This is a genomic window from Amycolatopsis taiwanensis DSM 45107, assembly GCF_000519205.1.
In the GTDB taxonomy this organism is placed as follows: Bacteria; Actinomycetota; Actinomycetes; order Mycobacteriales; family Pseudonocardiaceae; genus Amycolatopsis_E; species Amycolatopsis_E taiwanensis.
In genome coordinates this window covers 138,819-149,593 of sequence record NZ_JAFB01000010.1, presented here as the reverse complement: position 1 = coordinate 149,593, position 10,775 = coordinate 138,819, and the positions used below count along the sequence as shown (strand labels likewise).

Genomic DNA, 10,775 nt, shown 5'->3' with positions numbered 1-10,775 from the left:
CGTTTTGGACGGCGCTCCACTGATTATGTAGCTCAGCCAGTGAAGCAAGCGTCAGTGCCTTCGGCGACCGGTAACTGGCCCAGACCCCCGTATCCCCCTGGGGCGGCGCGCTCAACGATCAGCGGGTCTGGACGACCTGTGTGACGGCAGGCAAAGTCGTGGTGGTGGTCGTCGTCGGCGGTGGCGTGTCCGCCCCACCGCCCATCTGCGCGCGCAGCACCCCGGGCGGGGTTCCGCCGGTCTGCTGCGGGACCTGCGCGGTGCCGCTGGTGCCCCCGGAGGTCACCACGATCGCCAGCGCGCTCAGCACGAGTCCCGACACGACCACGCCCGCGCCCTGGGCCGCCCGCCGGCGTACCGAACCCGAACTCGGGCGGTCGGCGTCCGCGCCGAGCACCGCTGAACCGCTGCCCAGCGGGGCACTCGTGCCCAGCGGCGCCGAGGAACCCAGCCGGGTGGACATACCCAGCCCGGGCACCCGGTCCGGTCGCTGGATCGCGACCAGCTGCCCGTCTTCGGTGACCGCGAGGTTGTCGGGCGAGGTGGGCAGGTCCGTGTGCTGTGGGATGGCCCGCAGGCTCGCCAGGAATCCCGCGGATATCTGTGGTGTCTGGGCATGCTTGACCGCCGCCCGGGCCTGGCGCTGCGCGCTGGCTTCGGCGGCGCAGATCTGGCAACGTGCGATATGCGAAGCAGCGCGGTCCCGCGCCCCCGGGGAAAGCTCGCCGTCCACGAAGGCGACGACGGCATCCGGCATGAGGTGCGACTCGGCGAAGGGACCCCAACCTCGCGGCTCGGTCATAGGGAAGCCTCCACGGTCTCCTGTTCAAGTGCGCGACGCCGCTCCAGCGCGGCGCGCAGAGCCTGCCGGCCGCGGTGGATCCGGCTACGCACCGTGCCCAGCTTCACGCCCAAAGTCGCGCCGATCTCCTCATACGAAAGGCCTTCGACGTCACACAGCACCACGGCGGCACGGAACTCCGGTGGCAGCTCGTCGAGCGCGGCCTGCAGGTCCGGGTCGAGGTGGGTGTCGCTGTACACCTGCTCGGGGCTGGGATCGTCACCCACGATCCGGTCGGTGTCCTCGGGCAGTCCCTCCATGCGCACCCGCGAGCGGCGGCGCGCCATGTCGAGGAAGAGGTTCGTGGTGATCCGGTGCAGCCAGCCCTCGAACGTCCCCGGCTTGTAGGACGCCAGCGAGCGGAAAACCCTGATGAAGGTCTCCTGGGTGAGATCCTCGGCGTCGTGTGTGTTGCCGGTGAGACGGTAGGCGAGCCGATACACGCGGTCAGCGTGCTCCCGCACAACCTCATCCCAGGACGGCGGCGTCCAGGCTGCCTCGTCCACCGTCACCGGACGGCCCTCGGCCGCCCGCTCCTCGTTCGTCAGGCTCGTCTGCATCGGCGGGAAAGACACCTCCATCAGGCTGTTCTCCCAACTGCTCGGTTCAACGCGGAAGATCCGCGCCGTGTTCCCGTAGGACACCAAGCTTCGTCGGTCTTCTTATGTGTCTAGTGAGATGCCACTGAGAGCCACCTGAGAGTGCGTGCGGCCCGGAGAATCGCCCACCGCGCCGGCCCACCACCGACCGCAACGGACGCGCTGCGCGCGGCAGTTGGATGCAAGCGCGCAAAATCGCAACAAGATTACTCTCTTGCACGGTTTGCCCTGCGCCCAACGCTAATCTCTCCCGCGTGAGCTCCGACGATAGCTACCTGCCCGACGACGAGGTGCTGCTCGCCGCCCGCGGGCGGGCGGAGGAGTTCGGCTGCACCCCGGTCTGCCCGGCGGCGGGCGCGGTACTGACCTTCCTGGCCACCAGCTTGCGGGCACGGGCCGTGGTGGAGATCGGGACCGGCACCGGCGTCAGCGGGTTGTACCTGTTGCGCGGCATGTCCCCGGACGGGGTGCTCACGTCAATCGACATCGAGCCCGAGTTCCACCGGGCGGCCCGCAAGACCTTCGTCGACGCGGGCTTCCCGTCGGGGCGGACCCGGTTGATCATGGGGCGGGCGCTGGACGTGCTGCCACGGTTGACGACCGGCGGCTACGACCTGGTGTTCGTCGACGCGGCACGGGCCGAGTACCTGGGCTACTACGAGCTCGGGGTGCAGTTGCTGCGGCCGGGCGGGGTACTCGCCTTCCACGGTGTGCTGACGCCGCGCACCGAGGTCCCTGGCCGCCGCGAACCGAGCCTGCTCGCCACGCGCGAGCTTGGCCGGGCCTTTCGTGAGGACAAGCGGCTCGTGCCGCTGCTGCTGCCACTCGGTGGGGGGTTGCTCGTCGGCGCGGCGCGCTGATCGTCCGAAAAGTGTCGGACTCCCGTGGCAGCATGCCGCCAGGTCCGATTCCGGGAGGTGCGCCGTGCGGAACACCGTGGTGGAAGCCGCGCGCTTCCTCGCCTCGCGCGCCGACGAGCCGATCGTGCTCGGTGATGTGGCCGACCACGTCGGCTACAGCCCGTTCCACCTGGCGCGGGCCTTCGAACGACACCTCGGCATGCCGCCAGGCCATTTCCTCGCGGCCCATCGCTTCCAGCGCGCGAAACGTCTCCTGCTCGCCAGCGACCTGCGGATCATCGATGTCTGTCACGAGGTGGGGTTCACGTCGGTGGGGACCTTCACCACCCGGTTCACCGCCGCGGTCGGGCGGTCCCCGCTCGAGTTCCGTCGCCTGCCCACCCTGCTCGCCGACGCGCCGCCCGAGCCGGTACTGGTGCCGGGCGGCGCGCCACGGGGCGGGACGGTCAGCGGCTCGGTCCGGCTCAGCCCCGCCGCGCTCGCGGCCCTCGGCAGCTTTCCGGCCGTCTACGTTGGGCTGTTCCCGCGGCAGAGCGCGCGCGGGATCCCGGTCAGCGGAGCCTTGCTGGGCGATACCGGCGACTTCGTGCTCACCGGCATACCCCCTGGCACCTACTGGGTGCTCGCCGCGGCCCTGCCCGCCCTGGCCGACGCCGAGGCCCAGCTCGTGCCCGGGCAGACCGTGTCCGGGGCCGCCGCCGAGCCGATGCACGTGAGCGCGGTGAGTCTCCGGCACCATCGGGAGATCCTGCTCGATGCGCGCCCGGACTGGGCGCCGCCGGTCGTGGTCGCGCTACCGCCCCTGGCCTCACCGGCAACGGAACCCCTGGTCGCGACCGCCGGGCCCTGACGCGTGCCCGCGTTCACGCCGCGGAGGCGGTCTTCCGCGAGGCGACGGTGATCGTCTCGACGACGATGGCCAGCACCAGCCAGCTCACCGTGGCCACGACGAGCCAGAACCATCCTGCGTGGCTGTAGATCACGCTGCCGGCCGTGCCGCCGACACTGCTGCCCAGGTAGAAGCTGAGCGTGTAGATGCCGGCGGCCTGCCCGCGCGCCCCGGCCGGTGCCTCCGCCGCGGTCCAGCCGTTGGCGACCGCGTGGGCCGCGAAGAATCCGCCGGTCAACACGACGAACCCGAGCACGACCGCCGGCAGCGCGTCCGGCACCGTGAGCGCCAGGCCGACCGCCATGACCGCGAGCCCCGCGGCGACCGACCTCAACCGCCCGAATCGGGCGACCAGCCTCCCCGCCGCGGCGGAGGACACCGAGCCGATCGCGTAGGCGAGGAACACCAGCGACGCGATCGCGGGTGAGAGGTCCAGCGGCTTGCCGGTCAACCGGAAGCCCGCCGCGTTGTAGATAGACACGAACGCGCCGATGGCCAGCATCGCGACCGCGTACTGCGCCAGCAATACCGGCTTGCGCACCGCGGCCACCATGCCCCGCAACACGCTCCGTAACTGCTCACCCCACGCTCGTTTTGGAGCAAGGTGGATTTGCTTCGGATCATCCGTAGCAAATCCACCTTCCTCCAAAACCGGGCCGGACGACGGGGGCAGGGTCATCACGGTGAGTAGTGAGCAGAGCAGCGCGAGCACGGCGACCATGGCGAGTGCGCCACGCCAGCCCAGGGCTTCGGCGCCGAATCCGGCGACCAGCCGGCCGAGCATGCCGCCGATGCTGTTGCCGGCGATCATCGCCCCGACCGCAGCGGCCACCCCGGTACGCCCGAGCCGCTCCACCAGGTACGCCGCGGCGACGCCGGGAAAGCCGGCGATCGCGATCCCTTCCAGTGCCCGCAGCAGGAGCAGAACCGGGTACGACGGTGCCAGCGGCAGCAGCAGGCCGAACACAACGGATGCCGTCACCGACGCGGTGATCACCGGCCGTCGGCCGACGACCTCCGACAGCGCGGCGATCGGCAGCACGGTGATGGCCAGCGCGCCGGTGGCCACGCTCACCGCAAGCGAAGCGCTGCCGGGGTCGAGCTGGTACTGAGCCGCGAGTTGCGGCAGCACCGGCTGCGGCGCGTATAGCAGTGCGAAGGTCGAGATTCCACCGGCAGCAACCGCGATCTTGACGCGACGGGTGGCGGTTCGGGCAGGAACGAGCAGGTCAGCGCGCACGAACACGAAACTAAGCTCAGCTAACCAATGCGTCCAATACGAGAATCTGCAAGTATTCATACGATGATGGATGAGATCCGGGCGGAGGCCGATGACCAGCACCTCATCGCCCGGCTCGCGCCGGGCCTGGCCCTGCTGACCGCTCTGAGTGAGACCGGCAACATCACCCGCGCGGCCGAACGGCTCGGGGTGCCCCAGCCGACCGTCAGCCGGCGACTGGCGGCACTGTCCGAAGCCATCGGCGCTCCCCTCACCCAGCCCGCCGGGCGCGGCGTGCGGCTGACCAGGGTCGGCGTGATCCTGGCCGGGACGGCGGGCCGCGCGCTCGCCACCGTCGACGCGGGGATACGCCAGGCGCGCGAGGAGCTCGACCCGGCGACCGGGCATGTTGTGCTCGGCTTCCTGCACCTGCTCGGCCGGTGGCTCGTGCCGAGCCTGCTTCGGGACTTCCGCGCGCAGTATCCCGGCGTGCGCTTCACCCTGGTGCAGGGCTCGCGCCGGCACATCCTGGGCAGGCTGGCCGACGGCGAGCTCGACCTGGCCTTGATCGCCCCGCTGCCGGTGGACGATTCCACGCTCACCGGGAGCGTCCTGTCCGAACAGGAACTACTCCTGTCGGTCCCGCGCTCGCACCGGCTGGCGGCGCGCCGCCGGATCCGGTTCGAGGAACTGGCCGGCGAGGATTTCGTCACCCTCGAACCCGGCTACGGGCTCCGCCAGATCACCGACGCGCTGTGCGCGAAGGCCGGCTTCGACCCCAAGATCGCGTTCGAAGGCCAGGAGTCCGAGACCGTACGCGGCCTCGTCGCGGCCGGACTCGGCGTCGCGCTGTTGCCGCGCTTCGGCCCCGCCCCGCCGGCCGGAGTCGCGGAGATCCCGCTGTCTCCGAAGGTGACGCGCACCATCGGCCTGGTGTGGCCGAGCGAGGAGCAGTTCACGCCAGCCGTCCGCTCCTTTCGTGACCATGTGCTGACCACGCAACGCGCGACCGGCACCGCACCTCAAGCAACCAGGCACCGAGCGCGGACCGAGCCCGCCGGCGCGTGAGGCAAACACACGGCGCGACCAGCACCGCACCTCAAACGACCAGGCACCGAGCGCGGATCAAGCCCGCTACTCGCCCGCCTCCGGCGGCTGGCCGGCATAGGAGGCGGCCAGCTCGACCAGGGTGCGGGCGGCGAAGCCGGTCGCACCGGGCACGACCTCGGCGTAGCTCTTGTCCGCCCGGGCGGGGCCCGCGATGTCGAGGTGCGCCCACGGCAGCCCGTCGACGAACTCACGCAGGAACAACGCCGCGGTGATCCCGCCGGGGCCCGTCGGGGTCTGCCGGACGTCGGCGAGCTCACCGCGCACCGCGTCCACATGGTCGTCCAGCAGCGGCATCCGCCACCACGACTCACCCGCGGCCTGTCCCGCGGCGAGCACGCGGGCCGCGAGCGCGTCGTCACTGGCGAACAGCGCACCGGTCCGCAGGCCCAGCGCGACCTTCATCGCCCCGGTCAACGTCGCCACGTCCACCACGGCGTCCGGCCGGAACCGCCGGATGCCATACGCCAGGGCGTCGGCGAGAACCATGCGGCCCTCGGCGTCGGTGTTGGAGACCTCGGTCGTCTTTCCGCCGTAGTGGCGCACCACGTCACCGGGCCGGTAGGACCCGCCGGAAACGTGGTTCTCCGCGGCCGGCACCAGGGCCGAGACCCGCAGCCCGAGCCGCAGCGCGGCGATCGCGCGCGTCGCCGCGATCACCGCCGCGCCGCCCGCCATGTCGGTGCGCATCAGGTGCATGCCCTCGGCCGGTTTGATCGACAGGCCACCCGTGTCGAAGGTGATGCCCTTGCCGACGAGCAGCAGGTGCCGGCTCGCCCCGCGCGGCCGGTAGCTCAGCTCGATCAAGCGGGGCGGGCTCGCCGACCCGCCGCCGACCGCCAGCACTCCGCCGAAGCCCTGCGCGGCGAGCCATTTCTCGTCCCGGATCGTGGCGCGCAGTCCGGGCACGTCCGCCACGACCCGCTCGGCCGTTTCGGCCAGCCACGCCGGATTCTTGATGTTCGACGGCGCATTGGACAGGTCTCGCGCCAGGGCGGCCGCACCGGCCAGCTCCCGGACGCGGGTCAGGTCGGGGACAGCGGTTCCGGACGGTGCGAGCACGCGCACCGTCCGGACGCCTGCCTTGTCACCGTCGGCACTGACCTTGAACCGGTAACCGCCCAGCAGCACGCCCGCAGCCAGTGCCGCGAGTCGGTCTCCGTCGGCCTCCGCGTCGCCCAGGTCCACCTGAACGGTCCGGGCACGGTCGCCCTCGGCCGCCGCGCGCACCAGCGCCGCACCGGCGGACCGCCAGTCGGCCGGTGTGCCCTGGCCCACGCCGACCAGCCACCGCACGTCGTCCGCGGCGACGTCCCGCACCTCGCCCGCCTTCCCGGCATGCCGCACGCCGCCCAGCTCGACCTCCTCGCCGGCGGCACGCACCACCCGGGCCACGGGCGCGCCTCGGCGGAGGTCGTCGGCGACCTCGAACTCGATCAATCGGCTGGGGATGGCCGGTAAGGGGTACCGCGCCACGGGGGCCTCCGTTTCTTCGCGACCCGACCGCGGTCAGGTCACCACAGCGCGCCGATTCGTGCACCTCACGAACGCCGCGCCGGTCGTATCTTCAATCGTGGGGACGACGAAATCCGGTTCGAGGGTTTCCCTCAACCGGTGACATGACGCGACCTGAAGATCAGCTGGTCGCCTCCTGCAGGGCGACTCCCAGATCCTTGGCCTCCTCGGCCGAAAGTTCGACGACGAGTCGCCCGCCACCCTCGAGCGGAACGCGCATCACGAGGCCCCGCCCCTCCTTAGTCACCTCGAGGGGACCATCTCCGGTCCGGGGCTTCATGGCCGCCATAGCGTGCTCCCTCCGTCTCAACCGGCGCGCCCGGGTCGCGCTCGCCTAAGCCAACCGGGTGTCGAGGTCATTCTCCCTCATCAGCCTGGCCGCGCGAACGCGGACCGATCTTTTCGTGTTGCATAGGTGCTGGTATGCGCGCCGGAACCGGACAAAGTTATTCACGCGGGACGAGGACCCATGGCGACGGACAACGAGGGTGCACGTGGGCGGGGAGGCAGGCCGCCGCTTCGCTCAACCGGTAGCCGACAACGAACGTCACGGCCTGACTGCCCGCACGCGCTCTGGACAACACGGACAAGCCGGGAGGAACACACATGAGTGTTGAAGACGTATTGCTGACCGCCGACGCGGACGGTGTGCGCACGCTGACTCTCAATCGCCCCAAGGCTTACAACGCCCTCACCGTCGAGTTGAAGGAACGACTGCTGGACGCGCTGCGGGAGGCGTCCGCAACGCCGGAGGTGCGGGCCGTGGTGCTCACCGGTGCGGGTAAGGCCTTCTGCGCAGGTCAGGACCTGAAGGAGCACGCCGAATTGCTCACCGCCGGCGACCCCGCGCCGCTGGGCACGGTGGCCAAACACTACAACCCGATCATCCGGGCCATCGTGGAGCTGCCGAAGCCGGTGATCGCCGCGATCAACGGGACTGCGGCCGGCGCGGGCGCCGGGTTCGCCTACGCGTGCGACCTGCGGCTCGCGGCCAGTTCCGCGGGTTTCCGGATGGCCTTCGCCGGGGTCGGGCTCGGGCCCGACTCCGGCGCGTCGTGGACGCTGCAACGGCTCGTCGGCTACGGCCGCGCGGAGGAGCTGATGCTGCTCGGCCGGCCGGTCGACGCGGCCGAAGCACTGCGGTTGGGCCTGGTCAGCGAGGTTGTGGCGGACGAGGAGCTACCCGGCCGGGCACACGAGCTGGCCGCGCAACTGGCCGCCGGGCCCACCTGTGCCTTCGCCAAGGTCAAGGAGGTGTTGAACAAGGCGTCGAGCAGCACACTCGACGAGGCGCTCGCCGCCGAGGACGAGGCACAGTCCTTCCTCGGCGCCACCGAGGATCACCGCGAGGCGGTAACGGCCTTCGTCGCCAAGCGAAAGCCGGAGTTTCACGGTAGGTAACCGGGTGCGAGCAGCGCCGCCTGGGTTCGGCTGGTCACCCCGAGCTTGCCGAGCACGCTGCCCACATGCGCCTTCACCGTGCGCTCGGCGAGGCGCAGCTGGGCGGCTATGTCCCGGTTGGACAGCCCACGGCCGAGGAGTTCCAGCACGTCGAGCTCCCGCGGGGTGAGCGGTTCGGTGGGCGGGACGGCGATGGCCGCGGCAGCGGTCGGGCTCATCGCCGTCACGCCCTGATGCGCGGCGCGCACCGCCGCGACCAGCTCGTCCCCGGTGGCGTCCTTGAGCACGAAACCAGCGGCGCCGGCGGCCAGCGCCTGCTGGATCTCCCGGGGCCTGCCCACCGTGGTCAGCATGAGCACCTTCGGGCAGGCGCCCGGCCGTTGCCGCAGCCGCCGGAGCGTCTCCAGGCCGTCGAGTCCGGGCAGGTACAGGTCCAGCAGCACGACGTCGGGCTGATCGGTGATGGTGAGCAGTTCGTCGCCGGTGGCGAGTTGGCCGATCACCTCGATGTCCGGCCGGGAGTCGAGAATGAGCGCCAGCCCCTCACGGATCATCGCGTGATCGTCGACAACGAGGACCCGGATCATGGACACACCCTACTGGCGGCGTCTGCGCCCACAGCTGGTGAACGCCGTGGTCGTGGCGGCCTTCGTGGTCGGCGGCGCCTGGTCGTGGCGCCAGGGCTGGCCGGGCGCCCTGCTCAGTGCCGCCCAGCTTCTGCCGCTGTTCGCCCGCCACCGCGCCCCGGGTGTGGTGCTGGCCGTGACCACGGCGGCGACCGTCGCGCACCTCCTGGTCGATCCGCCGCGCAACACCATGTACCTGCCGGTTCTCATCGCGCTGTATGCCGCGGCCGGGAACCGCATCGGGTGCGGGCTCGCGACGGCCGCCGTGGGCGCGGCGGTGTTCCCGGCGAAGGGGATCTTCGACGGCACCCTGCTCGCCGTCGCCGCCTGCGCAACGGCCTGGTTACTGGGCGTCGAGCGCCGACGGCATGCGGCCGAGCGCACCGAACTCGCCGCCCGCCGCCTGCACGACACGCTCGCGCAGAGCACGACCGTGATGCTGGTCCAGGCCGAAGCACTGCGCGCGGGCGGTGCCCTCACCGAGGCCGACCGTGCCCGGTTGGACACCGTGCTGGCCGCCGGGAGGGGCGCGCTCACGCTGGTCCGCCGCACCCTCCGCGAGCTGCACGACCAGCACGACCTGCCGCCGGATCTCACCGAGGTGCTGGCCCGGCTGCGCGCGGCCGGGCTCGTCCTCGACCACGATCCCCGGTTGACCGGGCTCGCCCGCCCGGTCCGGGACATCGCCGAGCGGATCATCGCGGAGACCGCCACGAACGCCCTGCGGCACAACGGTCCCGGCGTACGCCTGCACCTCGGCGTGGAGGTGACCGGCGACGCGGTCCGGATCACCGCGCGCAACGCCAGGTCGAACCGGAAACCGCCCGGCTCCGGCTATGGGCTGACGAGCCTGGCCGAGCAGGTTGCGTCGGTGCACGGGACGCTGCACGCCGCCGAGACCGGCGACGGCGAGTGGCTCGTCACGGCCGAACTGCCGCTCACCTGCCCTGGTAGCCCAGTAGCTGCGAGACGGTGACGAACCGGTAGCCACGCTGGCGTAGCTGGTCGATCATCGGCCCGAGCGCCTGCCGGGTCGCCTCGCGCCCGGCATACATCGCGTGCAGCACGACGATCGAGCCCGGCTGGACGTGCGTGGCGGCGTAATCCGCGATCGCGGTGGCACTCCGGTCGATCTCCGGGTACGAGTTCGGCTCGACGTCCCACATGATCGTCTTCCGGCCGTGCTCGCTCAGGTAGTGCGGCAGGGCGAACAGCTTCTTGCCGTTCGGCGGACGGACCAGGATCTCGCCCGAGTAACCGGTGGCGCGGATCAGCGCGTCGGTGCGCTCGATCTCGTCGGCCACAAAGCCTGGAGTCACGCCGACCATTCGCTCGTGCGAAAAAGTGTGGTTGCCGATCTCGTGCCCCGCCGACGCGATCGCGCGACCGAGGTCGGGCTGCGCGGCGAGGTCACGGCCGATCAGGAAGAACGTCGCGGGCACCTGCCGGTCCGCGAGCACGTCGAGCACCGCCTGCGTACCCGCGGGATCCGGCCCGTCGTCGAAGGTCAGCGCGACCACCCGCTGCGAGGTGTCCACCCGGTCCACGATGTCGCCGAAGAACTGGAAGGTTCGCGAATTGGCCACCTTGAGCAGCCCGAAACCGGAACCGAGCAGCACGACCAGGGTGAGGGCCACCCCGATCGTCCACTTCCGGACCCGGCGCGAGGAGAAGATCGAAAGCATGACGTGACCCTCGCGTGCCCGACGCCGGTCCGG

The 10,775-nt window shown here is 71.2% G+C and carries 12 protein-coding genes; 5 read left to right on the top strand and 7 right to left on the bottom strand.

All coding sequences use genetic code 11. The features are described 5' to 3' along the window. Nucleotides 1-118: 118 nt before the first annotated feature. Nucleotides 119-802 (bottom strand): zf-HC2 domain-containing protein, encoded by a 684-nt coding sequence (locus A3CU_RS0110130; protein ID WP_027942182.1) that lies wholly within the window; start codon nt 800-802, stop codon nt 119-121. Next, nucleotides 799-1,401 carry an RNA polymerase sigma factor SigE gene (gene sigE, locus A3CU_RS0110125; RefSeq protein WP_211246393.1) on the bottom strand — a complete coding sequence of 201 codons (603 nt, stop codon included), beginning with the start codon at nt 1,399-1,401 and terminating at the stop codon, nt 799-801. Before sigE ends, A3CU_RS0110130 begins: the two co-directional genes overlap by 4 nt. Nucleotides 1,402-1,619: 218 nt before the next feature. Here sigE and A3CU_RS0110120 point away from each other — a divergent pair, with 218 nt between their 5' ends. Both A3CU_RS0110120 and A3CU_RS44270 read left to right on the top strand, forming a co-directional pair. Further along, the gene (locus tag A3CU_RS0110120) at nt 1,620-2,300 is read left to right on the top strand and encodes an O-methyltransferase (protein WP_084143187.1); all 681 of its coding nucleotides are present in this window, start codon (nt 1,620-1,622) and stop codon (nt 2,298-2,300) included. Nucleotides 2,301-2,364: 64 nt separating this feature from the next. Beyond that, nucleotides 2,365-3,150, top strand: coding sequence for a helix-turn-helix transcriptional regulator (locus A3CU_RS44270; RefSeq protein WP_052371613.1), 786 nt, complete (start codon nt 2,365-2,367; stop codon nt 3,148-3,150). A gap of 13 nt (nt 3,151-3,163) precedes the next feature. Here A3CU_RS44270 and A3CU_RS44265 read toward each other — a convergent pair whose 3' ends face one another. Further along, a complete protein-coding gene (locus tag A3CU_RS44265; RefSeq protein ID WP_245616975.1) occupies nt 3,164-4,429 on the bottom strand; it encodes an MFS transporter in 1,266 nt (421 codons plus the stop codon). Between the two features lie 63 nt (nt 4,430-4,492). Between A3CU_RS44265 and A3CU_RS44260 the strand changes: the two genes are divergently transcribed. Further along, complete coding sequence (locus A3CU_RS44260) at nt 4,493-5,476, top strand: LysR family transcriptional regulator (RefSeq protein WP_052371612.1); 984 nt, start codon at nt 4,493-4,495, stop codon at nt 5,474-5,476. A 66-nt stretch (nt 5,477-5,542) separates the two neighbouring features. Here A3CU_RS44260 and A3CU_RS0110100 read toward each other — a convergent pair whose 3' ends face one another. Together A3CU_RS0110100 and A3CU_RS50985 are read right to left on the bottom strand one after the other, a co-directional pair. Further along, nucleotides 5,543-6,991, bottom strand: coding sequence for a leucyl aminopeptidase family protein (locus A3CU_RS0110100; RefSeq protein WP_027942179.1), 1,449 nt, complete (start codon nt 6,989-6,991; stop codon nt 5,543-5,545). A 160-nt stretch (nt 6,992-7,151) separates the two neighbouring features. Then, nucleotides 7,152-7,319 (bottom strand): DUF3117 domain-containing protein, encoded by a 168-nt coding sequence (locus tag A3CU_RS50985; protein WP_081617745.1) that lies wholly within the window; start codon nt 7,317-7,319, stop codon nt 7,152-7,154. Nucleotides 7,320-7,636: 317 nt separating this feature from the next. Between A3CU_RS50985 and A3CU_RS0110090 the strand changes: the two genes are divergently transcribed. Next, on the top strand, nt 7,637-8,431 hold the full coding sequence (locus A3CU_RS0110090) for an enoyl-CoA hydratase-related protein (RefSeq protein WP_027942178.1): 795 nt from the start codon (nt 7,637-7,639) through the stop codon (nt 8,429-8,431). Here A3CU_RS0110090 and A3CU_RS0110085 read toward each other — a convergent pair. After that, nucleotides 8,419-9,018, bottom strand: a complete 600-nt coding sequence (locus A3CU_RS0110085; protein ID WP_027942177.1) for a response regulator transcription factor — start codon at nt 9,016-9,018, stop codon at nt 8,419-8,421. The two genes, A3CU_RS0110090 and A3CU_RS0110085, sit on opposite strands and share 13 nt — an antisense overlap. Between A3CU_RS0110085 and A3CU_RS0110080 the strand changes: the two genes are divergently transcribed. Then, nucleotides 9,017-10,033 carry a sensor histidine kinase gene (locus tag A3CU_RS0110080; protein WP_052371611.1) on the top strand — a complete coding sequence of 339 codons (1,017 nt, stop codon included), beginning with the start codon at nt 9,017-9,019 and terminating at the stop codon, nt 10,031-10,033. The two genes, A3CU_RS0110085 and A3CU_RS0110080, sit on opposite strands and share 2 nt — an antisense overlap. Here the strand turns inward: A3CU_RS0110080 and A3CU_RS0110075 are convergent. Next, on the bottom strand, nt 9,996-10,742 hold the full coding sequence (locus A3CU_RS0110075; protein WP_211246390.1) for a polysaccharide deacetylase family protein: 747 nt from the start codon (nt 10,740-10,742) through the stop codon (nt 9,996-9,998). The genes A3CU_RS0110080 and A3CU_RS0110075 overlap by 38 nt on opposite strands. Nucleotides 10,743-10,775: the final 33 nt, after the last annotated feature.